Here is a 24,387-nt window from a genome sequence, read left to right as displayed (position 1 = left end):
CAGTATCTTAATCACTGATGCTTGTGGCCGCCAGCCGCTTCGCCGCCCTTGGCGGAGCCGACCGGGAACATCGCATCGACCTTGCCGGCCTTTTCGAAGACGAGCGTGACGGGAACGGCATCGCCCTCCTCGAACGGCGTCTTCACGTCCATGAACATCAGGTGCAGGCCGCCGGCCTTGAGCTGGACCGTTTCTCCGGCCGGCAGCGCAACGCCGTCATCGAGCTTGCGCATCTTCATCACGTCGTTTTCCATCTTCATCTCGTGGATCTCGACGCGTGCGGCCGCGGGGCTCTCGACGGCCACCAGCCGGTCTTCGCTTGCCCCCCCATTCTTGATCGTCAGGAAGCCGCCACCGACCTTGGCGCCGGGCAGCATTGCCTTCAGCGACCCGTCCGAAATATCGAGGTCGCCAATCTTTGCCGACCCGTCGGCAGCAGCCATATGCCCGCCCATATGCCCCCCATGGCCGGCATGGGGATCGGCGACATCGGCCATCGTTACCGTCACAGTCGGCGCCGGGCTCTTCAGGTCATGCGCATTCTGGCCTTCGGCCGCCACTTGGTCCCAGACGACCTTGCCGCCGGATCCGCAAAGCTGCGTGGTCGGGAATGCAAGCACGGTCTCCTTGTCGAAGCCCGAAACTTTGCCGCGGACGACGAAGGTGTCGTAGTATTCGTCCGGCAGGCTGCCGCCCTTCCAGCGGATTTCCACCGGTCCGGACGAGACCTTTTCGCCGTGATTGTCGTAGGTCTTCTTATAGTCGCCCTTGATTACCTCGAGTTCCCAGCCGGGCTTCGGCTGCGGCTTGGCGAAGACGAAGCCTTCCGGCAGCTTGATCTGAACTTCCGTCGTCGGCTTGCCGTCGCAGCCATGCGGTACCTGCAGCACCGCCTTGAAGGTGGTCCCAACCCGCGCCGTGTCGTTTTCAAACGTCGCGTGCGCGTGGGCAATCCCGCTTGCGGCAAGGGTAAGGCCGAGCGAAAGCGAAGCGATCCTGGTTTTCGTCATATCGTAATCTCCTGACCACGCGCGGGCCTTTGCCCGTCTGCCAGTGGTCCAAGCCGCCCAAAGCGGCGAATTGTAATGGGAAAGCGGGAGGAAGGATTACGAATGCGCCGGCGGCCCGCGCGACGGCGGCAGCAGGCGCAGATGCTGATGGGCAGCATCGTTTTCTGTCAGGATAGGCGAAACGAGCCATGTGCCCGTATCGGCGCGAACGCTCTCCACCGGCGGAACCGGCAGAAGGATCGCACTCGAAAGACGGCAGGCTTCGCAGACCGGGGCCATGGATTGGCCCTTGCCTCTTTGGTGATCGACTCCGTCCATGCCGAAGCAGATTTCGGCGAGCGTACCGTCGGGCAGTTGATAGGCGGCGATCTCGGCCGGTGTCAGCGTCTTGGCGCTGAGCGGCTTGTGGGCAAAGGTCAGGAAGACGAGCGCAAATACGGCGATCAGCCGCACTGCTATCCCGAATTTGCCTTCGCGCCCTGTCATCCGATCGACTCTTATGGGTTAGAGTGGGATGCGGATGGAAAACCGCACAGATATTTCCCATCCCGCTCTCGTATCGATCTTGGGTTATCCTCAACCGGAGAAGAAAGCAAAGGCAGAATTGCCGCAGCGGCGTCGGCTGCGTCTTTTGGTCATGCGACAAAAATATGTTTCACCGCGACACCGCCCTCTTGCCAAGCTCCCGCCTTCGCCGTTATCTGGAGACGATCTTGTTGGGAGAAACCGGTTCACTCCGGTGCCGAAGGAGCAACCGCCCCGGAAACTCTCAGGCCAAAGGACCAGCAAGGTGCCGGTAGGACTCTGGAGAGAAGCGCTTTTGCGCTCGCCGAAGGGATAACAATCTCAGGCAAAGGGACAGAGGGGGCTCGAATCGACGGCGATTGACGCCGGAAGTGTGAGCCGGCGCGGGAGCGCCAGACCTGGAGGCCGGATTTGGAAGACAATCCTCATTTGAAACATACGCCGCTGCATGCGCTGCACCTTTCCCTGGGCGCGCGCATGGTGCCCTTTGCTGGCTACGAAATGCCGGTGCAGTACCCTGATGGCGTGATGAAGGAACACCAGCATACCCGCGTTGCCGCCGGCCTCTTCGATGTCTCGCATATGGGGCAGGTCATCGTCCGGCCGAAGTCCGGCAAGATCGAAGACGCGGCGCTGGCACTCGAAAAGCTGGTGCCGGTCGATGTGCTCGGCCTTGCCGAAGGACGCCAGCGTTATGGCCTCTTCACCAATGCAGAAGGCGGCATCCTCGACGATCTGATGATTACCAATCGCGGCGACCATCTGTTCCTCGTCGTCAACGCCGCCTGCAAGGACGCCGACTTCGAGCTGCTGAAGAAGGGTCTTTCCGACACCTGCGACGTAACGATGATCGCGGATCGGGCACTGATCGCGCTTCAGGGGCCGCGTGCCGAAGCTGTTCTTGGCGAACTCTGGGCCGATGTCTCCGACATGCGCTTCATGGATGTTACCGAGGCGGACCTGCACGACGTCACCTGCATCATCTCTCGCTCGGGCTATACCGGCGAAGACGGCTTCGAGATCTCCATTCCCGTCGTCTCCGCCGTCGATGTGACCCAGCGCCTGCTGGAACATCCAGATGTCAAGCCGATCGGTCTCGGCGCCCGCGATTCGCTGCGCCTCGAAGCCGGCCTTTGTCTCTACGGAAACGACATCGACACCACCACGACCCCGGTGGAAGCAGCGCTCGAATGGGCGATGCAGAAGGCGCGCCGCGCCGGTGGCGCCCGCGAAGGCGGCTTCCCCGGTGCCGATCGCATCCTCGGGCAGTTGGCCGAGGGCGCCTCGCGCCGTCGCGTCGGGCTGAAGCCGGAGGGACGCGCGCCGGTTCGCGGCGGCGCCAAGCTCTTCGCCGACGCCGAGGGCAAGACCCCGGTCGGCCAGGTGACTTCGGGTGGTTTCGGCCCTTCCCTCGATGGTCCTGTTGCCATGGGCTACGTCGACGCCGGCCATGTCGAAAACGGCACCACCCTTTTTGCGGAAGTGCGCGGCAAATACCTGCCTGTAGCGGTCGCCGCCCTGCCCTTTGTCAAACAAACCTACAAACGCTGATCAGGAGAGAGCGCACATGTTGAAGTTCACTGAGGAACACGAGTGGCTGAAGATCGAAGCTGGTGTCGCAACCGTCGGCATCACCGAGCACGCCGCCGGCCAGCTTGGCGACCTCGTCTTCGTTGAACTGCCGGAAACCGGCTCGACCTTCTCGAAGGGCGATTCCGCTGCCACCGTCGAGTCCGTCAAGGCAGCTTCCGACGTCTATTGTCCGCTTGACGGCGAAGTCGTCGAAGTGAACCAGGCGATCGTTGACGATCCGTCGCTGGTCAACAGCGACCCGCAGGGGGCTGCCTGGTTCTTCAAGCTCAAGCTCACCAATCCCGGCGATGCCGACGCCCTTCTCGATGAAAAAGCCTATAAGGAGCTCGTCGCCTGATGAGCATGCCCAAGGATTTCACCTTTACCGACTACAAGCCGTATGACTTCGCCAACCGGCGTCATATCGGCCCGTCGCCGGCCGAAATGGACGAGATGCTGAAGGTCGTCGGCTATCCGACGCTCGATGCACTGATCGACGACACCGTCCCGCCGTCGATCCGCCAGAAGACCCCGCTCTCCTGGGGCGCGCCGATGACCGAGCGCGAAGCGCTCGACAAGATGCGCGAAACGGCCAACCGCAACCAGAAGCTCGTCTCGCTGATCGGCCAGGGCTACTACGGCACGATCACGCCGCCGGTCATCCAGCGCAACATCCTGGAAAACCCGGCCTGGTACACGGCCTATACGCCCTACCAGCCGGAAATCAGCCAGGGCCGTCTCGAAGCGCTGCTCAACTACCAGACCATGGTCTGCGACCTGACCGGCCTCGACGTTGCCAATGCTTCGCTGCTCGATGAAGCGACCGCCGCCGCCGAAGCCATGGCGATGGCCGAGCGTGTCTCGAAGTCGAAGGCCAAGACCTTCTTTGTCGACGAAAACTGCCACCCGCAGACGATTGCTCTCTTGAAAACGCGCGCCGAGCCGCTCGGCTGGCAGATCGTCGTCGGCAATCCGTTCACCGACCTCGATCCGGTCGACGTTTTCGGCGCCATCTTCCAATATCCGGGCACCTACGGCCACGTGCACGATTTCACCGGACTGATCGCCCGCCTGCACCAGACCGGGGCGATCGCCACGGTCGCCGCCGATCCGCTGGCGCTGGCGCTCCTGAAGTCGCCCGGCGAAATGGGCGCAGACATCGCCATCGGCTGCACCCAGCGCTTCGGTGTCCCGGTCGGTTACGGTGGTCCGCATGCGGCCTATATGGCGGTCAAGGACGCGCACAAGCGCTCCATGCCCGGCCGCCTCGTCGGCGTATCGGTCGATGCGCGCGGCAACCGCGCCTATCGCCTGTCGCTGCAGACCCGCGAACAGCATATCCGCCGCGAAAAGGCGACGTCGAACATCTGCACCGCGCAGGTGCTGCTCGCCGTCATGGCCTCGATGTATGCCGTCTTCCACGGCCCGAAGGGCATCAAGGCGATCGCCCAGAGCGTTCACCAGAAGACCGTTCGTCTTGCCATGGGCCTCGAAAAGCTCGGCTATACCGTCGAGCCCGACGTGTTCTTCGACACGATCACCGTCGAGGTCGGCAAGCTGCAGGGCATCATCCTCAAGACCGCAGTTGCCGAGGAAGTGAACCTGCGCAAGATCGGCGACACGAAGATCGGCATCAGCCTTGATGAACGTTCGCGGCCGGTTACGCTGGAGGCGGTCTGGCGGGCCTTCGGCGGCGATTTCAAGGTGGAAGAATTCGAGCCGGATTACCGCCTGCCGCAGCCGCTGCTGCGCACCAGCGAATATCTGACACACCCGATCTTCCACATGAACCGCGCCGAGAGCGAGATGACGCGTTATATTCGTCGTCTGGCCGACCGTGACCTCGCGCTTGACCGGGCGATGATCCCGCTCGGATCCTGCACGATGAAGCTGAACGCCACGGCGGAAATGCTGCCGATCACCTGGCCGGAATTCTCGGAGATCCATCCCTTCGTGCCGAAGGATCAGGCGGCTGGCTACCAGCACATGATCGAGGACTTCTCGGAAAAGCTCTGCGCCGTCACCGGCTATGACGCAATTTCGATGCAGCCGAACTCCGGTGCGCAAGGTGAATATGCAGGTCTCCTCACGATCCGCGCCTACCACATCGCCAATGGTAACGGCCATCGTGACGTCTGCCTGATCCCGACCTCGGCGCACGGCACCAATCCTGCCTCTGCCCAGATGGCCGGCATGAAAGTCGTCGTCGTCAAGGTCAGCGACAACGGCGATATCGACATGGAAGATTTCCGTGCGAAAGCAGAGCAGTACGCGGAAAACCTCTCCTGCTGCATGATCACCTATCCGTCGACCCATGGCGTGTTCGAGGAGAACGTGCGTGAGGTCTGCGAGATCGTTCACAAGCATGGCGGTCAGGTCTATATGGACGGTGCCAACATGAACGCCATGGTCGGCCTTGCCCGTCCCGGCGACATCGGCTCCGACGTCAGCCACCTGAACCTGCACAAGACCTTCTGCATCCCGCATGGCGGCGGCGGTCCCGGCATGGGCCCGATCGGCGTCAAGGCGCATCTGGCCCCTTACCTCCCCGGCCATCCGGAAACGGACGGACACGAGGGCGCGGTCTCGGCAGCTCCCTTCGGCTCGGCTTCGATCCTGCCGATCTCCTGGAGCTACTGCCTGATGATGGGCGGCGAAGGCCTGACCCAGGCGACGAAGGTGGCGATCCTCAACGCCAATTACATCGCCGCACGGCTGAAGGGGGCCTACGAAGTGCTCTACAAGTCGTCGAAGGGCCGTGTCGCGCATGAGTGCATCATCGACACCCGTCCGCTGGTCGAAAGCGCCGGCGTCACGGTCGACGATGTTGCCAAGCGCCTGATCGACTGCGGCTTCCACGCCCCGACCATGAGCTGGCCGGTTGCCGGCACGCTGATGATCGAGCCGACGGAATCGGAGACCAAGGCTGAAATCGACCGCTTCTGCGATGCGATGCTGGCGATCCGCGAGGAAGCCCGCGCGATCGAGGAAGGTCGCATGGACAAGGTCAACAACCCGCTGAAGAACGCTCCGCACACGGTCGAAGACCTGGTCGGCGATTGGGATCGTCCCTATTCGCGCGAGCAGGCCTGCTTCCCGCCGGGCGCCTTCCGCGTCGACAAGTATTGGTCGCCGGTCAACCGCGTCGACAACGTCTATGGCGACCGCAACCTCGTCTGCACCTGCCCGCCGCTGGAAAGCTACGCGGAAGCGGCAGAGTAACGTCAAACGAACCGGCGGGGCCTCGCTCCGCCGGTTTCCCCCCACGCCATCCGGCGAGCGTGACAGCGCGCCCCACGCGCCCCTCATCCAGATTCGCTTCCGAAGCAGAGAAAGATCGGCACCAGGACGTGAAGCGTTCATCCGCGGCGTCCTTGCGGACCGCGCACTTACCGACGCGAGCTCATTCCGGGAGGCGGGATGGAGTTTTCAATCCAGAAGCGCACGAAGGCTTCGGCAAAGTGCCGGTAGCCGGCGACCGAGGCAGGCTTGGCCACATAGGCATTGGCACCGGCGCGATAGCAATGGAGCACGTCGGCCGGATTGCTGGACGACGTCAGCACGATGACGGGAATAAGGACGGTCGCCTGTCCCCTGCGGATACGCCGCAGAAGCTCGATACCGTCGCTGCCGGGCAACTTGATATCCAGGAGCACATAGTCGAAATGGGCATGAGCAAGCTCACCGATCGCTTGGTCTGCATCCGCCGCCAGCACCAGATCGATCGTCTCGTCCACCTGCGCGAAGGCACGCATCACGAAGCGCGCGTCGTGCGCGTCGTCCTCCACCAAGAGCAGTCGCTTTGGCGTCGAGACCACCTGTTCCGCCCTAGTTTGCCTTCCGTAGCCGCCTCGGAAGAAGCACGATGAAACGTGCGCCTTCGCGGAAGGTGGTGTCAAGTCGGATCGAGCCGTCGTGACTTTCGGCTATGCGTTTGGCAAGAGCCAGACCGATCCCCGTGCCGCCATAGACGGATTCATCCTTGTGCAGCCGCTGGAACACCTCGAAGATCCGTGTCGAAAAGCGCGGGTCGATGCCGATGCCGTTGTCCTCGACCACCAGCTCGACGATCTGGTCGGCGACGCCGCCCTGAATGCGGATCACCGGTTGGCGGTCGGCGTGCCGATACTTGATCGCATTGCCGATCAGGTTCTGGACCAGGCGGCGGAGCAGTTCCGGATCCCCATCCACCTCCGGCAACTCGCCGACCTCGAAGGTTGCCTGCGCTTCCTGCACGTCGCTGGCAAGCATCGTCAGCGTCTCGGAAACGACGTCCGCTAGTCGCACCTTCGTCCAATGGCTGATCCGGTGCGCGATCTGCGCATAGTCGAGCAGGCTGTCGATCACCCTGTTCATCCGCTTCACGCTGTCGCGAAGATGACGCGCATTCTCGGCGAGTTCGGCCTGGTCTCCTGCCGCCAGATCGTCCTCGATCATTTCCGAGAACATGGAGATGTGTCTGAGCGGCGCCTTCAGATCGTGAGACACCGTAGCCGTGAATTGATCGAGCGCCTCGTTCTTGTGCTCGAGTTCCTGTCGCTGGCGCTCGAGCGCCAGTTCGGCGCGCTTGAGATCGGTGACGTCGACGCGCGCGACGACGGTATTGCCATCCTTCGCCTTGATGTTCTCCACGCGCAGCCAGCGATCTTCGGCATAGCGGTAGATTTTGGGACGACCATCGGGGTGACGGAAATCGCGCAGGCGCGAGGCGATCCACTCGTCGCCCTCGCGGGTGCCCGGCAAGGCATCGGGATAGTGGCCGCCCTGCCGCCCCAGAAGCAGGATCTCCTCGGCGGTGATACCGGGCTTCAGGGCTGCTCCTGCCGGCCCGCAGATGGCCTGATAGGCCCTGTTGTAGACGACTAGCCGCTCCTGCCGGTCGAAGATGGCAAAGCCCTCGGGCATCGCTTCCAGAGCTGCATTGAGCATCTCGGAAGCCTTCTGCCGCTCGCCCATAGCCTCCGTCAGATCCGAAACATCGCGGATGATGCCGATGAGCGCCAGTTCCTCGCCCTGGTTGTCGAGCAGCGGCGTCGTGCGAAGGTGGCCGGAAAAGGTTGATCCGTCGCGCCTGACATAGAGATAGTTCGACGTCCGGGCGGCGGTTTCATCGACGCGCGCCGCGCGGTTGCGCAGGCGCTTCTCATATTCCTTGTCGTTGGCGTAGATCAGCCGCACCGAGCGGTCGATGAACTCTTCGGCGGGATAACCGAACTGGCGAAGGGCGGCATTGTTTGCGGAGCGGATAATCCGCTCGGCGTCGATGATGATCACGGGATCGGGAAAGGCCTCGTAGAGCGCCTTGAAGACGAGATCCTCATTGAACGCCGCCATGCCCGATCCCCTGTTCCATGTCAGCGCATCTCAGCAGAAAAAAGGCCCGGCGAAAACCGGGCCGACCTATCCGTTTGAAGGAACAGAGAAAATTAGTTGGCGCGCACCACGGCATCACCGCGAGCGGCGAGTGCCGCGAGGTCGGCGGGCTTCAGCTCGACCGATTCGCCGCAGCCGCAGGCGGACGTCTGGTTCGGGTTGTTGAAGGTGAAGCCGGAACGCAGCGCCGTGACTTCGAAATCCATCTGTGTGCCGAGCAGGTAGAGCACGGCCTCTGGCGCGACCCAGACCCTGGCGCCCTGATGTTCGATCATGTCGTCCTTCGCATTGGGCTCGGTCACCAGATCGACGGCATACTCCATGCCGGCGCAACCGCCCTTCTTGATGCTGACGCGAATGCCCTTGGCATCGGCGCCGGCGCCTTCGACAATTGAACGGACGCGGCCGGCGGCAGCATCGGTCAGGCTCATAACGGCAAAGCCCATGGGCTCATTCTCCTTGTCGTCACCGGGGTAAAGGTCCGGCGCCTTACAGAATCAAATGTAGTATCCGTGCCTTGACGGATCAATACGCGGTGGTCGGCTCAGTACCAGCCGACCGCGACCTGTGCCTCCTCGGACATGCGGTCCGGTGTCCACGGCGGATCGAAGGTCATCGAGACTTCGACGCCCGATACGCCCTCGACGGCGCCGACGGCATTCTCGACCCAGCCCGGCATTTCGCCGGCCACGGGGCAGCCCGGCGCGGTCAGCGTCATGTCGATCTTCACCATGCGGTCATCTTCGATGTCGATCTTGTAGACGAGGCCGAGCTCGAAGATATCGGCCGGAATTTCCGGATCGTAGACGGTCTTCAGTGCGGCGATGATATCGTCGCTGAGACGCGCCAGTTCCTCGGCCGGAATTGCCGAATGCACGATGCCCTCGCGAACATCGACCTTTTCTTCCGTAGCATCAAGGCTCATACAGGCCTCCTGGGCTTTCTTTTTTGGTTCAAAAAAATCCTGGAACTCTTTGAACCTTTTATCAATTTCTTAGGCGAAGAACTTGCGCGCATGCTCCAGCGCGTCCGCCAGTGCGTCCACTTCGGCCCTTGTATTATAGAGGCCGAAAGATGCACGGCATGTGGAGGTGACACCGAAGCGTTTCAAGAGCGGCTGGGCGCAATGGGTGCCGGCGCGAACGGCGACGCCTGCGCGGTCGATCACCATCGACACGTCGTGCGAATGGATGCCTTCGATCTCGAAGGCAAAGATGCTGCCCTTACCAGGCGCATCGCCGAAGACCCGCAGTGAATTGACGGCCGAAAGACGCTCGCGCGCGTAAGCCGTGAGGTCCGCCTCATGCGCCCGGATCGCTTCGCGGCCGAGCTTTTCCATGTAGTCCAGCGCGTAGCCAAGGCCGATCGCCTGGACGATCGGTGGCGTGCCGGCCTCGAAGCGATGCGGCGGATCGTTGTAGGTGACGTAGTCCTCGGTCACCACCTCGATCATCTCGCCGCCGCCGAGGAACGGCCGCATCTCCTTCAGCCGGTCCATCTTGCCGTAGAGCACGCCGACGCCGGACGGACCATAGAGCTTGTGGCCGGTCATCACGTACCAGTCGCAATCGATATCCTGGACATCGACCGGCATGTGAACGGCGCCCTGGCTGCCGTCGACCAGAACCGGAATGCCGCGCTCACGGGCAATTCTGCAGATTTCCTTGACCGGAACCACGGTTCCCAGCGCATTCGACATATGGGTGATGGCGATGAGCCTGGTGCGGTCCGTCAGGCACTTGACGAAATCTTCGACGTGGAACGCGCCGTCATCGTCCACCGGCGCCCAGACGAGCTTGGCGCCCTGTCGCTCGCGGATGAAGTGCCAGGGAACGATGTTGGAGTGGTGCTCCATGATCGACAGCACGATCTCGTCGCCCTCGCCGAGCTTTGGCATGCCGTAGCCATAGGCGACGGTGTTGATCGCTTCCGTCGAGGATTTGGTGAAGATAATGTTGTCGGGCGAAGGGGCGTTCAGGAAGCGACGCACTTTCTCGCGCGCTGCCTCATAGGCTTCCGTCGCCGCGTTCGACAGGAAATGCAGGCCACGATGGACATTGGCATATTCGTTGGCATAGGCATGGGCCACCGCGTCGATCACCGCCTGCGGTTTCTGCGCCGATGCGCCGTTGTCGAGATAGACAAGCGGCTTGCCGTAGACGGTTCGCGACAGGATCGGGAAATCCTTGCGGATCGCTTCGACGTCGTAGGCGGGCACCGGTACAGAGTGTTCCATGTCTTTCAATCCAATTGCCCTACAGCGCCGTGCGCCTTCCAGGACGCGCCAGGCCGCTGTAACTTGTTGAACTGCTGCATAATTTATCCCCAAATCGATGCCGAATTAAGGAATTACGCAGGAGCACGCTCAGGCGTGCTTGTCGAGCCAGGTCGAAATGACGCCTTCGAGTGCCTCGACCACCGCTTCGTGGTCTTCCAGCTCTTCGACGATCTCGGCGACGAAGGCGTTGACGAGCATCGCCCGTGCCTTGTTCTCCGGAATGCCGCGCGCCAGCATGTAGAAGAGCTGGGTGTGGTCGATGTCGGCAACCGTCGCGCCGTGACCGCACTGAACGTCGTCCGCGAAGATCTCCAGCTCCGGCTTTGCCGACAGGTCGGCATCGTCGGAGAGGAGCAGCGTGTTGCACGCCATCCTCGCGTCCGTCTTCTGGGCGTCCTTGGCCACCAGGATCTTGCCCTGGAAAACGCCCTTGGCGCGATCGAAGACGACGTTGCGGATGATCTCGGTCGAGGTCGTGTGCGGCACGTTGTGGCCGAGCGTGAAGGTCACGTCCGTGTGGCTTTCGCCGCCAAGCAGGTTGATGCCGCGCAGCTTGAAATCCGCGCCCTCGCCGCTCGTCTTGCCGTGGATCTCCTGGCGCACCAGCTTGCCGCCGGCATTGATCACGAAGAGATGCAACTTGGCGTTCTTGCCGAGGTCGAAGCGGATCTGGCCGAGATGGGTATCGGCAGCGCCCTGCTGCTGCAGGATGATCCAGATGACATCGGCATCTTCGGCAAGCGTCACGTCGCTGACCGACGAGACGAAGCTTTCGGCGTCATCAGTTGAAAGATGCCGTTCGATCACCGTTGCCGTGACACCCGCCCCGAAGGTCACCGGGAAGCGCGTGTGTGCCTGGCCCAGGCTCTGCACCAGCTGGATTTCCAGCGGGTCTTCCAGTGCCGTTCCAGCGGCTACGTCGATTTGGAGACCGCCGCGAACGAGGCCGCCATTGATGCGGCCGATCGCGTCGTCAAAGCCGAGCACGGCCAGGCCGGCTGCCGCCGAACCGTCGAGCAGGCTGTCGACGTAGGAACGGACGGTCACACCTTCAGGCAGGCTGCCCTTGACCTCGGCGCGGCCGTTGCGGACGGAAAGCACGGTCGAGCCCGGAACCAGCGCGTCAACGCGGTCGGCAAAGGCCGTCGGATCAGCGTCCGGCACGGCACGCAGCAACGTCCGCAGGTCGGTATAGTGCCAGGATTCGACCCGGCGGGTCGGCAGGCCGGCGGTCCTGAGTTCGTGCACCAGCGTGTCGCGCACCGAGAGCACCGAGCCATCACCCGGCAGATCGCCGATCTGCGTCGTATAGGCATCGACAAGCGCCGTTTCGGCGGCCGTCATCTTGATTGCCTGTTGCATATTCATTCGAACACTCCTTCAACAGGCGTCAGGCCGCGGCCCCGATGATGTCCGCGTAGCCGTTGGCTTCGAGTTCGTGCGCCAGCGTCTTGTCGCCCGACTTGATGACCTGGCCCTTGTAGAGCACGTGCACGGTATCGGGAACGATATAGTCGAGCAGGCGCTGGTAGTGGGTGATGACCACGACGGCGCGGTCCGGTGAACGCAGCGCATTGACGCCGTCGGCGACGACCTTCAGCGCGTCAATGTCGAGGCCGGAGTCGGTTTCGTCGAGCACGCACAGCTTCGGCTCAAGCAGCGACATCTGCAGGATCTCGGCGCGCTTCTTTTCGCCACCCGAGAAGCCGACGTTCAGCGGACGACGCAGCATTTCCGGCGCGATCTTCAGTTCCGCTGCGGCTTCCTTGACGCGGCGCATGAATTCCGGCGTCGTCAGTTCGTCTTCGCCGCGATACTTGCGCTGCTCGTTCATCGCCACCTTGAGGAACTGCATGGTGGCAACGCCGGGGATTTCGACCGGATACTGGAAGGCGAGGAAGATGCCCTTGGCCGCACGCTCGGAAGCGTCGAGCTCGAGGATGCTCTCGCCGTTATAGAGGATGTCGCCTTCGGTGACTTCGTAGTCTTCGCGGCCCGAGAGGATATAGGAAAGCGTCGACTTGCCGGAGCCGTTCGGGCCCATGATGGCGGCAACTTCGCCGGCCTTCACGGTCAGGTTCAGGCCACGGATGATTTCGGTGCCGTCTTCGGCGATACGGGCGTGCAGGTTCTTGATTTCAAGCATTTCTATCGTCCTCTTGGGAAGCGAATGTCTGTTCGCGCGCAAACGCGATGCGCGCCATTCAATATTCAGTTCAAGGCCTTAGCCGACCGAGCCTTCGAGCGAGATGCCGATCAGCTTCTGCGCTTCGACGGCGAATTCCATCGGCAGCTCCTGGATCACTTCCTTGACGAAGCCGTTGACGATCAGCGCGATCGCCGCTTCCTCCGGAATCCCGCGCTGCAGGCAGTAGAACAGCTGGTCCTCGGAAATCTTCGACGTGGTCGCCTCGTGCTCGAACTGTGCCGTCGAGTTCTTCGCCTCGATATAGGGCACGGTGTGCGCGCCGCACTTGTCGCCGATCAACAAGGAGTCGCACTGGGTGAAGTTGCGGGCGTTCTCGGCCTTGCGGTGGGCCGAAACCTGGCCGCGATAGGTGTTTTCCGAGACGCCGGCAGCGATACCCTTGGAGATAATGCGGCTCGACGTGTTCTTGCCGAGGTGGATCATCTTGGTGCCCGAGTCGATCTGCTGGTGGCCGTTCGAGACCGCGATCGAATAGAACTCGCCGCGCGAATTGTCGCCGCGCAGGATGCAGGACGGATATTTCCAGGTGATCGCCGAACCGGTTTCGACCTGCGTCCAGGAGATCTTGGAGTTCTTGCCGCGGCAATCGCCACGCTTGGTGACGAAGTTGTAGATGCCGCCCTTGCCGTCCTTGTCGCCCGGATACCAGTTCTGCACCGTCGAATACTTGATCTCGGCATCATCGAGCGCGACGAGCTCGACGACGGCTGCGTGAAGCTGGTTCTCGTCGCGCTGCGGCGCGGTGCAGCCTTCGAGATAGGACACATAGGCGCCCTCGTCGGCGATGATCAGCGTGCGCTCGAACTGGCCGGTGTTCTTCTCGTTGATGCGGAAGTAGGTCGAGAGCTCCATCGGGCAACGCACGCCCTTCGGCACATAGACGAAGGAACCGTCGGTGAAGACCGCGGAGTTCAGCGTCGCATAGTAGTTATCGGTCGTCGGAACGACGGAGCCGAGATACTTCTGCACGAGCTCGGGATGTTCGCGGATCGCCTCCGAGATCGACATGAAGATCACGCCGGCCTTCTTCAGCTCTTCCTTGAAGGTGGTGACGACCGAGACGCTGTCGAAGACGGCGTCTACGGCGATCTTCGACTTCTCGACGCCCGCGAGGATTTCCTGTTCCTTCAGCGGAATGCCGAGCTTCTCGTAGACCTTGAGGATTTCGGGATCGACCTCGTCGAGCGACTTCGGACCCGCCGTGCCCTTCGGCGCGGCATAGTAGTAAATCTCGTTGAAGTCGATCTTCGGATAGCTGACACGGGCCCAGGTCGGCTCTTCGAGCGTCAGCCAACGGCGATAGGCGCCAAGACGCCACTCGAGCATCCATTCCGGCTCATTCTTCTTCGCCGAAATGAAGCGAATGATGTCTTCCGAAAGGCCCTTCGGCGCCTTCTCGACTTCGATATGCGTCTCGAACCCGTATTTGTACTGGTCGACGTCGATCTGACGGACCTGATCAATGGTTTCCTGCACGGCAGGCATGTCGTTCTCCAATCTTGCCGGATCCAAGGTCCGGCAGCTTGTCAACACGATGCGAACGTGGCGCACCGCTTATGTAATGGCTAAAAGGCGCTTTTCACCCTGTTTGCCAAGCGGAAAATTGCTTTTCCGCAATTTCATCCCATCATCCCGCTTCAGGCCGCCCGTCCCGGCGCCCGGCGTCTTGCTGCTACCTTTGCGAAAGCGGCGGCGCAACGTTCGATTTCAGCCGCCGTCGTCGCCTCGCCGATCGAAATTCTAAGCGCGCCCTGGCGCGGATCGTAGCCCATCGCCGTCAGCACGTGGCTTTGCCCCACCTTGCCGGACGAACATGCCGATCCGGCCGAAAGCGCGACGCCTTCAAGGTCGAAGGCGATCTGCCCCGTTTCCGCCTTCAGGCCAGGAAGCGTGAAGAATGTCGTGTTGCCAACACGCGAAACGTCACGGCCGTGAATGACCACATCGGCAGCCGCCGCCAGCATCGCGTTTTCAAGCTTGTCGCGCAACGCGGCAATCATGCTCATCCGTTGGCCGACACCTTCGCCGACCTTCCGGGCGGCTGCGGCAAAGCCGGCAATCGCCACCGAATTTTCGGTGCCGGAACGGTGCCCCTTTTCCTGACCACCGCCGCGGATCAGTGGTGCGGGCATCATCACCTCGCCGCGCGCCACCAGCGCGCCGGCGCCCTTCGGGCCACCGATCTTGTGCGAGGAGAGAATGAGGAAATCGGCGCCGAGCTCTTCGATCGCAAGCGGCATGCGGCCGGCGGCCTGCACCGCGTCGACGACAAGTATACCACCATTGGCGCGAACGATCTCGGCGATCTCGGCGATCGGCTGGATGATGCCGGTCTCGTTGTTGACCAGCATGACGGCAACCATCGGCAGACCGAGCTGGCGGTCATGTGCCGTCAACAGCTCACGAAGCGCCTGGAGATCGACGATGCCGGCAGGCGTCACCGGGATTTCGCAAACGGCGTCGTGAGAAAAGCGTCCGCCTTCGCGCACTGCCGGATGTTCGATCGCCGAAGCATAGAGCCGGCCGATCTTGAGCGGTGTGCGGCCCATGCGGAAATCGGGCGTCAGCACCAGGTTGGCCGCTTCCGTCGCGCCGCTGGTGAAGATGACGCTTGCCGCTTTTGCCTCGCAAAGGGCGGCCACATCGCGGCGGGCGTTTTCGATCAGCGTGCGCAGCGCCCGGCCTTCGCCGTGGACGGAAGAAGGGTTGCCGACGAGGTCGAGCGCCGACAGGCAGGCCTCGCGCGCTTCGGTCAGAAGCGGCGCCGTGGCGTTCCAGTCCATGTAGATGCGCGAACCCGACATGATTTCCTTCGCTAGAACAACAGGCTGCGACCCGGCAACCTCTGGCGATGCATTTTCCTTGAATTTTCCGCGTCGCTTGCCTTATGAGACGAAGTACAAGGCGGAATGCCCGCACAGAAGTTTTGAACGGTTCTAAACTAGGTTTTAGAAAAGCTGACTGCTTTCGTCAAGACTGATCGCGATCTGAAACCAAGATTCGAACCAGGAACACTCCCGGAGAGCCAATGCCCGAAATTATCTTCAACGGACCCGCTGGCCGCCTCGAAGGCCGCTATCAGCCTTCGAAGCAAAAGAGCGCGCCGATCGCCATCATCCTGCACCCGCACCCGCAGTTCGGCGGCACGATGAACAACCAGATCGTCTACCAGCTCTTCTATATGTTCCAGAAGCGCGGCTTCACCACGCTCCGTTTCAACTTCCGTGGCATCGGGCGCAGCCAGGGTGAGTTCGACCATGGCGCCGGCGAACTGTCGGATGCGGCGTCCGCGCTCGACTGGGTGCAGAGCCTGCATCCGGATTCGAAGAGCTGCTGGGTTGCCGGCTATTCCTTCGGCGCCTGGATCGGCATGCAGCTCCTGATGCGCCGTCCGGAAATCGAGGGCTTCATGGCCGTGGCACCGCAGCCGAACATCTACGACTTCTCGTTCCTGGCGCCCTGCCCGTCGTCCGGCCTGATCATCAACGGCGATTCCGACAAGGTCGCGCCGGAGAAGGACGTGAACGGTCTCGTCGAGAAGCTTAAAGCCCAGAAGGGCATTCTCATCACCCACCGCACCGTTCCCGGCGCCAACCACTTCTTCAACGGCCAGGTCGAAAACCTGATGTCGGAATGCGAGGATTACCTCGACCGTCGCCTGAATGGCGAGTTGACGCCGGAACCGGCCGCCAAGCGCATTCGCTGATCGTTTCATGAATTGAACAAAAGAGGCGCGCGTTCTTCGGATTGCGCGGCTCTTTTCGTTTCAGATCAGCTTTGCGGGCGGCCGACCCACTGCGGCACGGACGGATTGACGACCGTGCCCGGCGTCTCGCCGCATTCGACCCGGTTGCGTCCGTTTGCCTTGGCCGCGTACAGCGCCTTGTCGGCGCGCTGCATCACGGGATCCAGAGCCTCGCCGCTACCGGCGGCGGTGACGCCGAAGCTTGCCGTCACGCGCGCCGCTTCGGGCAGGCCGGCAATCTGCTGGGACATGATGGCGGCGCGCATGCCATGGGCGACGACACGCGCTTCCGACAGCTCCGTACAGGGCAGAAACACCGCGAACTCCTCACCGCCGAGGCGACCGGCCACGGCACGGTTCGGCATGACGTCCTTCAGCACCCGCGCGAAACGGCGGATCACCTCGTCGCCAGCAAGGTGGCCATAGGTGTCGTTGACTAGCTTGAAGCGATCGAGGTCGGCGAGGATCAGCGTGCCCGGCATCTGGGTGTCGCGTGCATGCAGGAGCGGTATGACGCGGTCCATGAAGCCGCGACGATTGTAGAGTCCCGAAAGAAGATCGATTTCCGAGCGGGCCTGCGCGTCGTCGACGATGTCCTTGACCATGACGCCGAGCACGGCCAGGCCCGCCCCGACGATCAGCATCGCACCAAGCGCCTGGGAAATGAGCGCAAAAGGGCTCGAGACATAATCCTGGGCGGTGGCGCCCGAGCCGGCGGCAACGGCGGCATAGATTTTCACGAGATAGTAGGCCGCGGACAAAGCCAACAGCCCGAAGAGCACCCGGTCGAAAAAGGAGCGGCGTCCCGAGCGGATTACCACGGATGCGGTCCACGCCTGGATCAGAAAGAAGGGCATCTGGTAGGGGATCGCGTGCTGCCAGGTGCCGCGCGGCAGGTCGTAGATTGCCACGTCCAGCGCGACGCCGGCGAGGAAACACGCGCAAAGCACGGTCCAGCGCACCGGAACCTCATAAAAGCGGCCGAGACCAAAACGCAGCAGACAGAGGCCGCCGAGCACAGACGCGAAGGCACCGATGGCGAAGAGCCGTGGCGTGGACGAGAAAGGAACGATCGCTTCACAAACGGCCGAAAGCGAGGCGACGACAAAACCGGCCGCACACCACAATGCCGCGGGACGCTGACGGCTCTTCACAGCAATGGTGAGGAATGCGACCGTGAAAATCTGCGCGATGATGAAGTTCACAGCCAGCAGAGAAATCGCACCACCCATCGAAGAACCCGAAACCTTCGTATTGCGGGGCAAGCCGCCTTTCGCCACCTCCGACGGTAGCGGTTGCCGATGCTAATTGGCCGATGCGAAAATTTGATTAATCCGTTCGGTGGATAGCCTATACACTGTTTCGGGCCTCTCCGCGAAGAGGTCTGGCGGCTTGTTTTCCACCTGTGATCGGCCGGCGGACACCGGTCGTTCCCGGATAGGTCAGCGGCAGGCCCTGCAGCGAGCGTACGGCAAGGTACGCCCAGGCCTCTGCCTCCATGGAATCACCATTGAAGCCGGCGTCCTCCGCCGGCAGAACCGTAGCGCCCTCCGCCTCGGCGAGCGCTGCGAGGTCGCGCATGATCACCGGATTGAGGCGGCCTCCGCCGCAGACGATGTAGGTGGATGGCCGCTGCGGCAGGTGTCCGGCCGACTTGAGGATCGCAGCCGCGGTGACGTGGGCAAGCGTGCGGGCGCCGTCGGCAAGGCCGGCGTCGCTTCCCGCCGGCGGCACGAAATCGTTTCGGTCGAGCGAGCGGCGCTGTTTCGCGGTGAAAAACGGATTGGCGAGATAGCGCTCTGCAAGATCGGGAAGAACGGTCCCTTCGCTCGCGACCATGCCGCCCTGGTCGAAGGGAATGCCGGCATGGGCTTCCACCCATTGATCGATCAGCGTGTTGCCTGGGCCGCTATCATAGGCGACGAGCGTCTCGCCGGCGCCGATGAAGGTCAGGTTGGAGATGCCGCCGATGTTGACGAAGACGACCGGCGCCGAAAGGCCGGCGGCGCCACGCGCCAGAGCGGCGTGATAGGCGGGGATGAGCGGCGCACCCTGCCCGCCATGCACCATGTCGTTGGCGCGCATGTCGTAGACGACGTCGATACCGGTTTCGCGCGCAAGCAGCGGGCCGTCACCGATCTGCACCGTCAGGGCCTCGTCAGGGCGATGCAGAACGGTTTGACCGTGGAAGCCGATCACGTCGATATCCGCCGGCGACAGGTTGTTTTGCTGCAGGAAGGTTTTGACCGCTTCGGCATGCCGCAGCGTCAGGTCGCGCTCAAGCTCCGGCAGCGCGCCGGGCCTCTGGTCCCGCTGCGTGATCGCTTTCGCATCGACCAACCCCTGCTTCAGCCGGTCGCGAAAGCGGGCGTCATAGGCAAAGCCAGCAGAGGGGCCCCGCTCGACGATGGCGTCGCCATCGGTCTTGAGCAGCGCGACATCGATGCCGTCCATGCTCGTGCCGCTCATCAGGCCGATTGCCGTTCTTGTCTGTGCCATGCCGTCAACGTTTCCAGAATCACTTTTGGAGTGATTATGCGCGGAAACAGTGCTAAACGCCCGTTCGTTCAAAAACTTCCCCGCAAGAGAGACAGATTATGTCCGGTTTCAAGTCCGATTTCCTTCACACCCTCAGCGAGCGTGGCTTCATCCACCAGATCTCCGACGAGTCTGGCCTGGATGAACTGTTCCGGAAGGAAACCGTGACGGCCTATATCGGCTTCGACCCGACCGCACCGAGCCTTCACGCCGGCGGTCTCATCCAGATCATGATGCTGCACTGGATGCAGGCGACCGGCCATCGCCCGATCTCGCTGATGGGCGGCGGCACCGGCATGGTCGGCGACCCGTCCTTCAAGGACGAGGCGCGGCAACTGATGACGCCGGCAACGATCGAAGCCAACATCGCCAGCATCAAGACGGTCTTCTCCAACTACCTGACCTATGGCGAAGGTCCGAAGGACGCGTTGATGATCAACAATGCCGACTGGCTGCTCGGCATCAACTACCTCGAATTCCTGCGCGACGTCGGCCGCCACTTCTCGGTCAACCGCATGCTGTCCTTCGACAGCGTCAAGATGCGGCTCGATCGCGAACAGTCGCTGTCGTTCCTCGAGTTCAACTACATGATCCTGCAGGCCTATGACTTCGTCGAGCTGTACAAGCGGACCGGCTGCCGCTTGCAGATGGGCGGCTCGGACCAGTGGGGCAACATCGTCAACGGCATCGACCTCGGCCACCGCATGGGCACTGAGCAGCTTTATGCGCTGACCTCGCCGCTGCTGACGACGTCGTCGGGCGCCAAGATGGGCAAATCGGTCAACGGCGCGATCTGGCTGAACCCGGATATGCTGTCGGCCTATGACTTCTGGCAGTACTGGCGCAACACCGAAGATGCCGACGTCACCCGCTTCCTGAAGCTCTACACGACCCTGCCGATCGCAGAGATCGAGCGGCTTTCGAAGCTCGGCGGCGCGGAGATCAACGAGGTCAAGAAGATCCTGGCGACGGAAATCACCGCCATGCTGCACGGCCGCCCGGCCGCCGAGCAGGCGGCGGAGACCGCCCGCAAGACCTTCGAGGAAGGTGCGCTGGCCGAGAACCTGCCTTCGGTCGAGATCCCGACCGCTGAGCTGGAGGCGGGCCTGGGCCTGCTGACGCTGATCGTGCGCGCCGGCCTCGCTGCGTCCAATGGCGAGGCGCGTCGCCATGTGCAGGGCGGCGCCGTCAAGATCAACGACGAGGCTGTCAGCGATGAGCGCCGCGTGATCGGCACCGGCGACGTGACCGCCGACAATATCGTCAAGCTGTCGCTCGGCAAGAAGAAGCACATCCTCGTGCGCCCGGCCTGAGCCAAGGCATCCCACGATCGATCCAGAAGGCCGGCCCTACAGCGCCGCGCGTCATTGTAAGACGCGCAAAGGTCGCTGTCGCACTTTGAAGTGCTGCATGTTTTGTCCTTAAATCGGCGACGATTTAAGGAACATGCAGTGCGCCGGCCTTTTTCATTGGAACTCGAAGATGCTGCGGAAGACGCCCGGCGCGATGATCGACAGGGGGTTGATCGTCAGCTTCGGCTGATTGAAGGGACCGTTGAGCTTGAAGGTAATCCCGAGCAGGCCACGGTCGCGGCCATTGCCGAGCAAAACGCCGATCAGCGGCAGTTCGCCGAAGATGCGGTTCAAGCCGTAGGCCGGCATGAAGGTGCCGGTCATGTCCATGATGCCGTTGGTGTCGCGCACCGTTCCCTGGAATGTCGCGCCGACGTCGGTACCGCGCAACACGCCGCCATCGACGCGGATCGCGCCGCGGTCGAGGGCGAGTTGGGCAAAGCCGCGCTCGAAGCGGGCGGAACTCACGTCGATGTCGCGGCGAACGGCCTGGTTGAGGCTCCGCCCATCGGCGCCCGTCGGCGTCGACACCATCGATTGCAGCCGTTGCTCGCCGACGAGCTGGAATTTGCGGATGTCGACGCTGCCGCGCCAGGAACGTCCCCCACGATCACGCAGTTTCAGATTGAGCAAGCCGCCGCGCATGTTCTGGTAGATGTCGGCGAAGCGCGCCAGCGCGCCGGCGTCGCCTGCAGTCAGCTCGAGCGTGTTGTCGGCGCCGGCCTTGGTGAGCCGGGCGACGAGCGCCTGGCCGCTGCCGGTAACCGCCGAAAGGTTGACATCCTCGATCTGGCTGCCGCGCTCTGCGTAGACCAGGTTCACATTCGACAGCGCCTCGCCATTGAAGCCGGTGACGCGATCGAGCTGGGCCTTGATCGTGATGTCGTCGCCTCCGCCCCGGCTCTGGTCGCTTCCCGCCTTCATCTGCGCAAGAATCGGTCTGATGTCCGCCGCCGCGCCGCTGAGCGTCGCCGTATAGCCACCCTTGCGGCGGTCGACCGAGACCCTGAAATCGTCGCCCTGGGCTAGGCGGACGTTGTCGAGGCGGGCGGAGACCAGTCCGCCGCCATCCACCTGCAGGCCACCCCGTGCCCCGAAGCCGTCTCCCGCGACGGCAAAATCGTCGATGACAACGGTCTCATCGGATTTGCTCGCCGTGAATCGTGCTTCCGCCGGGATCCCCGCTCCCTTGCTCCAGCCGATCCATGGCAGGGACAGAGCGGCCTTTGCGAGCCCGATCTTCGCCTCTACACGATCCTGATCGCCAATCGTCACGTCGGCGCTGATCGGCCCGGACACGATCTTCGCCAGGCCCGGCGCCAGCTTCTGCCAGACATCTTGGTCCAGGATGCCCGAAATCTGACGCGAGCGTTTGACCTTCGAATCGCTGTCGACCGGCTCCGTCAAGGCGATGCTGACCTTCGCACCCTCCAGGCGCGCGTCGGCATCGAGCACGGCCTGCTGGTTATCGACCCGGAACGTCCCGACGAGGTCGGAAACGGGCCGGCCGTAGAACGCCCTGTTGACGCTGACCTTGTCCAATTGCATCTCCACCTGCCACAGCGGCTTGGGCGGATGCTGGTCCGAGATCAGGCCGAAGCGCGCGCCGACAAGGGCGGTGAGAGGACCGCTGAAGTCCTCGGGCAGCAACGATGTCTTTTGCAATGCCTGGATCGGTTTGTAGGTGACGAGCTCGGCGATCGCATCCGCGGCACCTCCAACCTCGATCTTCATCTCCGCCATCAGCGGCTTCGTGTATACGTCGGGAAGGATGAAGTCGCCGCCGTTGAGCGCCACGGACCGTCCCGACGGGAAATAGGCGGTGCCCTTCCCCACTTGAACCGTCATGCGCTGGCCGCTCAGCTTGAACTTGCCGGAAGTGTCGCGCAGCGGCGGTATCTCGCCGGTTATGTTGATACGGGTGTCGTCGATGTCGAAGTTGATGTTGAGCTCCTGCTCGTTGAGCTTCAACTCCCCTTCGTTATTGGCAATCCGTCCTTCGGCAACCGACACTTCGATGCGCGCATTGGTGACGATACCGCCGAAGAGGTTGCCGATCGCCCAGCGGCGAGCGCCCTTCGCGATCCACCACGGCCACAATTGCTTGACCGCCGTCGCCTCCATGCTATCGCTGACGGCGGCAAAGCTGACCCGCGGCGAGGTCTTGCCGAAAGCGACCGAAAGCGAACCGTACATCGAGCCGAGCGGGCTCGACACCGCGAGCTGGTCGAAGATCAGCCGGTGGCTGTCCGAAGTGAACCGGCCGCTTGCCTTGGCATCGAAGATCAGCGGCTGCTCGGCGACATCTTCCGGAGCCGTGCTGGCGTTCTTTAGAAGCAGATCGATAGCGAAGCCCTTGTCCGTGCCGCCGGCAAGTTTGTCGAGGTCGATGACGGCGCCGGTAAACGGAAAGGTCGAACGACCGATCTTGACCACCGACGGCAGGATCTCGACCGAGGCGCGCTCGAAATCATAGGCGATGTCCATTTGCGACGGATTGAGTGTCGAGACGAGGCCGCCAGCGTGGAATGCACCCTTGGAGGTACGCACCGCTACGCGCAGATCCGGCTTCGCCTCCCCGGCTGCCCGTGTCGCCTTCAGCGTCAGTCCTGCGGCTGCGTCGATGCCAAAGGCCTGCTCCGCACCCGACTTGCCGTGATAGAAGAACGGCGCGAGCGGCAGGTTGGTGATCGCCGCCTCGAAGCCCGTCACGTGCCCACTTTGGCCAAGCGCATCGGCTTTGATATCGACCGCGACGCCATCGACGATGGCGCTGCCCTGCACGCTCATGGAGCCGCTTGCGTCACGGTTGAATTCGAGCGCGGAGGCGACGACCGGAACGACGCGATTGCGCGCGCCGACGACGGAGAAGCTGAAGTCGGAGAGCGTTACGGTCTGGCTGCCTCTCCCGGCCGCCATCCGCGACATGCGGTCGACATGGGAAAACAGGGCCTCGAGAGCATCACCGACATCGGCGATGCGGATCTTGGTGAGGTCGAGCGGCTCGCCCCGAGGAAGCAGGCCAGTGTCGAAATCGCCACCTTCCGCTTCCAGGCGGGAGACGGCGATATGGCCCGTCATCAGTGACAGCGGGTCGAGCGCGATCGAGATCGAACGAAGCTTTGCGACGGGTTGGCCGGTTGCCGTTTCGCTGAGAGCTACCTCCCGCGCCTTGAGCGCAATCGCGCCGCTTGCCGTCATGCGCACCACCGTGCTGCCGACGTCGGCGCGGTAGGCGCTCCCGAGCGCGGCATTGAGGGCGGTCCGGGCACGCGCATTCAGCGTGCTGTCCATCATCCCGCTTTCGATCACGGTTACGAGGATCGCGCCCAGGATGAAGGCAAGCAGCGATATGGACAGGACAATCTTGGCACAGAGACGCAAAGGAGAGCTCTTGCGCGGTGCGTGCACGATAATGGGATCGTGAGCCTGCGCCGAAGGCAACGCATGCAGCGCGACGATGTCTTTCTTGCGAAAGCCGACTTTTTCGCCGCGGATCTCACTCATCAGCGCGGACGTCCTCCGTTCGATACGAGCTTGTTCGCCGTCCCCTTTTGCTGATGCTTTGGGACGGCCGTTTCTCGCTTCTTGTAGACCACATATCGTCGTACCGAGTCACCAAGCGACCCGGGAGTTGCTGTGGAAAGCCACCACCTGCAACGGGAATTGCGCGTGCGGGCGACAGCAATGTTTCGTAGCGGCCTGTGCCGTCCGAAAGCTGTCGAATCTAGCACAAATGCGCTGGACGGCAGTCGACGATTTTCGATATGCCCTTAAGCGCCGCA

At 62.6% G+C, this 24,387-nt stretch carries 19 protein-coding genes and 1 riboswitch; of the genes, 5 read left to right on the top strand and 14 right to left on the bottom strand.

Annotation, left to right across the window (positions count from 1 at the left end; all coding sequences use genetic code 11):
• Positions 1-11: 11 nt before the first annotated feature.
• Together AC0C6X_RS12585 and AC0C6X_RS12580 are read right to left on the bottom strand one after the other, a co-directional pair.
• Positions 12-1,010: a DUF1775 domain-containing protein gene (locus tag AC0C6X_RS12585; RefSeq protein ID WP_472953405.1), complete on the bottom strand. Its 999-nt coding sequence runs from the start codon at positions 1,008-1,010 to the stop codon at positions 12-14.
• A 96-nt stretch (positions 1,011-1,106) separates the two neighbouring features.
• Positions 1,107-1,496 carry a hypothetical protein gene (locus AC0C6X_RS12580; protein ID WP_247958958.1) on the bottom strand — a complete coding sequence of 130 codons (390 nt, stop codon included), beginning with the start codon at positions 1,494-1,496 and terminating at the stop codon, positions 1,107-1,109.
• 221 nt (positions 1,497-1,717) lie between these two features.
• A riboswitch (glycine riboswitch) is annotated at positions 1,718-1,805 on the top strand.
• A 141-nt stretch (positions 1,806-1,946) separates the two neighbouring features.
• Between AC0C6X_RS12580 and gcvT the strand changes: the two genes are divergently transcribed.
• The 3 genes from gcvT to gcvP are packed head-to-tail and all read left to right on the top strand — an operon-like array spanning position 1,947 to position 6,329.
• A complete protein-coding gene (gene gcvT, locus AC0C6X_RS12575; protein ID WP_173516572.1) occupies positions 1,947-3,086 on the top strand; it encodes a glycine cleavage system aminomethyltransferase GcvT in 1,140 nt (379 codons plus the stop codon).
• 16 nt (positions 3,087-3,102) lie between these two features.
• Positions 3,103-3,465, top strand: a complete 363-nt coding sequence (gene gcvH / locus AC0C6X_RS12570) for a glycine cleavage system protein GcvH (RefSeq protein WP_173516573.1) — start codon at positions 3,103-3,105, stop codon at positions 3,463-3,465.
• Positions 3,465-6,329, top strand: a complete 2,865-nt coding sequence (gcvP, locus tag AC0C6X_RS12565) for an aminomethyl-transferring glycine dehydrogenase (protein ID WP_247958955.1) — start codon at positions 3,465-3,467, stop codon at positions 6,327-6,329. Before gcvH ends, gcvP begins: the two co-directional genes overlap by 1 nt.
• Positions 6,330-6,496: 167 nt before the next feature.
• Here gcvP and AC0C6X_RS12560 read toward each other — a convergent pair whose 3' ends face one another.
• The 9 genes from AC0C6X_RS12560 to AC0C6X_RS12520 all read right to left on the bottom strand — a co-directional run bounded on the left by AC0C6X_RS12560 (position 6,497) and on the right by AC0C6X_RS12520 (position 15,771).
• Positions 6,497-6,925 carry a response regulator gene (locus tag AC0C6X_RS12560; RefSeq protein WP_173516575.1) on the bottom strand — a complete coding sequence of 143 codons (429 nt, stop codon included), beginning with the start codon at positions 6,923-6,925 and terminating at the stop codon, positions 6,497-6,499.
• A gap of 10 nt (positions 6,926-6,935) precedes the next feature.
• On the bottom strand, positions 6,936-8,441 hold the full coding sequence (locus AC0C6X_RS12555; protein ID WP_472953403.1) for a sensor histidine kinase: 1,506 nt from the start codon (positions 8,439-8,441) through the stop codon (positions 6,936-6,938).
• 92 nt (positions 8,442-8,533) lie between these two features.
• Positions 8,534-8,926: a Fe-S cluster assembly scaffold SufA gene (gene sufA, locus AC0C6X_RS12550; RefSeq protein WP_247958953.1), complete on the bottom strand. Its 393-nt coding sequence runs from the start codon at positions 8,924-8,926 to the stop codon at positions 8,534-8,536.
• 98 nt (positions 8,927-9,024) lie between these two features.
• A complete protein-coding gene (locus AC0C6X_RS12545; protein WP_173516578.1) occupies positions 9,025-9,405 on the bottom strand; it encodes an SUF system Fe-S cluster assembly protein in 381 nt (126 codons plus the stop codon).
• A gap of 69 nt (positions 9,406-9,474) precedes the next feature.
• A complete protein-coding gene (locus tag AC0C6X_RS12540) occupies positions 9,475-10,716 on the bottom strand; it encodes a cysteine desulfurase (protein ID WP_472953401.1) in 1,242 nt (413 codons plus the stop codon).
• Between the two features lie 129 nt (positions 10,717-10,845).
• On the bottom strand, positions 10,846-12,126 hold the full coding sequence (gene sufD, locus AC0C6X_RS12535) for a Fe-S cluster assembly protein SufD (RefSeq protein ID WP_472953400.1): 1,281 nt from the start codon (positions 12,124-12,126) through the stop codon (positions 10,846-10,848).
• A 22-nt stretch (positions 12,127-12,148) separates the two neighbouring features.
• Positions 12,149-12,904 (bottom strand): Fe-S cluster assembly ATPase SufC, encoded by a 756-nt coding sequence (sufC, locus tag AC0C6X_RS12530; RefSeq protein ID WP_173516581.1) that lies wholly within the window; start codon positions 12,902-12,904, stop codon positions 12,149-12,151.
• A gap of 78 nt (positions 12,905-12,982) precedes the next feature.
• Positions 12,983-14,452 carry a Fe-S cluster assembly protein SufB gene (gene sufB, locus AC0C6X_RS12525; RefSeq protein WP_173516582.1) on the bottom strand — a complete coding sequence of 490 codons (1,470 nt, stop codon included), beginning with the start codon at positions 14,450-14,452 and terminating at the stop codon, positions 12,983-12,985.
• Between the two features lie 152 nt (positions 14,453-14,604).
• Positions 14,605-15,771, bottom strand: coding sequence for a cysteine desulfurase family protein (locus tag AC0C6X_RS12520; protein ID WP_472953398.1), 1,167 nt, complete (start codon positions 15,769-15,771; stop codon positions 14,605-14,607).
• A gap of 224 nt (positions 15,772-15,995) precedes the next feature.
• Here AC0C6X_RS12520 and AC0C6X_RS12515 point away from each other — a divergent pair, with 224 nt between their 5' ends.
• Positions 15,996-16,673, top strand: a complete 678-nt coding sequence (locus AC0C6X_RS12515; RefSeq protein ID WP_173516584.1) for an alpha/beta hydrolase — start codon at positions 15,996-15,998, stop codon at positions 16,671-16,673.
• Between the two features lie 65 nt (positions 16,674-16,738).
• Here AC0C6X_RS12515 and AC0C6X_RS12510 read toward each other — a convergent pair whose 3' ends face one another.
• Complete coding sequence (locus tag AC0C6X_RS12510) at positions 16,739-17,944, bottom strand: GGDEF domain-containing protein (protein WP_472953396.1); 1,206 nt, start codon at positions 17,942-17,944, stop codon at positions 16,739-16,741.
• 118 nt (positions 17,945-18,062) lie between these two features.
• On the bottom strand, positions 18,063-19,211 hold the full coding sequence (locus AC0C6X_RS12505) for an anhydro-N-acetylmuramic acid kinase (RefSeq protein WP_472953393.1): 1,149 nt from the start codon (positions 19,209-19,211) through the stop codon (positions 18,063-18,065).
• A 98-nt stretch (positions 19,212-19,309) separates the two neighbouring features.
• Here AC0C6X_RS12505 and tyrS point away from each other — a divergent pair, with 98 nt between their 5' ends.
• Entirely contained in the window at positions 19,310-20,563 is a 1,254-nt protein-coding gene (tyrS, locus tag AC0C6X_RS12500; RefSeq protein WP_472953391.1) for a tyrosine--tRNA ligase, read from the top strand.
• Positions 20,564-20,716: 153 nt separating this feature from the next.
• On the opposite strand, the gene AC0C6X_RS12495 is transcribed toward tyrS, so the two are convergent.
• On the bottom strand, positions 20,717-24,109 hold the full coding sequence (locus tag AC0C6X_RS12495) for a DUF3971 domain-containing protein (RefSeq protein ID WP_247958948.1): 3,393 nt from the start codon (positions 24,107-24,109) through the stop codon (positions 20,717-20,719).
• Positions 24,110-24,387 lie beyond the last annotated feature (278 nt).

The sequence above is a fragment of the Ensifer sp. VA4 genome (assembly GCF_055710065.1).
The sequence above is the reverse complement of the archived record's forward strand: the minus strand, read 5'-3'. Positions and strand labels throughout refer to the sequence as shown.

Bases quoted from the DNA above. Each gene is read 5' to 3' on its own strand.
- AC0C6X_RS12585 (WP_472953405.1), bottom strand. From the start codon at position 1,010: ATGACGAAAACCAGGATCGCTTCGCTTTCGCTCGGCCTTACCCTTGCC.
- AC0C6X_RS12580 (WP_247958958.1), bottom strand. From the start codon at position 1,496: ATGACAGGGCGCGAAGGCAAATTCGGGATAGCAGTGCGGCTGATCGCC.
- gcvH (WP_173516573.1), top strand. From the start codon at position 3,103: ATGTTGAAGTTCACTGAGGAACACGAGTGGCTGAAGATCGAAGCTGGT.
- gcvP (WP_247958955.1), top strand. From the start codon at position 3,465: ATGAGCATGCCCAAGGATTTCACCTTTACCGACTACAAGCCGTATGAC.
- AC0C6X_RS12555 (WP_472953403.1), bottom strand. From the start codon at position 8,441: ATGGCGGCGTTCAATGAGGATCTCGTCTTCAAGGCGCTCTACGAGGCC.
- sufA (WP_247958953.1), bottom strand. From the start codon at position 8,926: ATGGGCTTTGCCGTTATGAGCCTGACCGATGCTGCCGCCGGCCGCGTC.
- AC0C6X_RS12545 (WP_173516578.1), bottom strand. From the start codon at position 9,405: ATGAGCCTTGATGCTACGGAAGAAAAGGTCGATGTTCGCGAGGGCATC.
- AC0C6X_RS12540 (WP_472953401.1), bottom strand. From the start codon at position 10,716: ATGGAACACTCTGTACCGGTGCCCGCCTACGACGTCGAAGCGATCCGC.
- sufD (WP_472953400.1), bottom strand. From the start codon at position 12,126: ATGAATATGCAACAGGCAATCAAGATGACGGCCGCCGAAACGGCGCTT.
- sufC (WP_173516581.1), bottom strand. From the start codon at position 12,904: ATGCTTGAAATCAAGAACCTGCACGCCCGTATCGCCGAAGACGGCACC.
- sufB (WP_173516582.1), bottom strand. From the start codon at position 14,452: ATGCCTGCCGTGCAGGAAACCATTGATCAGGTCCGTCAGATCGACGTC.
- AC0C6X_RS12520 (WP_472953398.1), bottom strand. From the start codon at position 15,771: ATGTCGGGTTCGCGCATCTACATGGACTGGAACGCCACGGCGCCGCTT.
- AC0C6X_RS12515 (WP_173516584.1), top strand. From the start codon at position 15,996: ATGCCCGAAATTATCTTCAACGGACCCGCTGGCCGCCTCGAAGGCCGC.
- AC0C6X_RS12510 (WP_472953396.1), bottom strand. From the start codon at position 17,944: ATGGGTGGTGCGATTTCTCTGCTGGCTGTGAACTTCATCATCGCGCAG.
- AC0C6X_RS12505 (WP_472953393.1), bottom strand. From the start codon at position 19,211: ATGGCACAGACAAGAACGGCAATCGGCCTGATGAGCGGCACGAGCATG.
- tyrS (WP_472953391.1), top strand. From the start codon at position 19,310: ATGTCCGGTTTCAAGTCCGATTTCCTTCACACCCTCAGCGAGCGTGGC.
- AC0C6X_RS12495 (WP_247958948.1), bottom strand. From the start codon at position 24,109: ATGAGTGAGATCCGCGGCGAAAAAGTCGGCTTTCGCAAGAAAGACATC.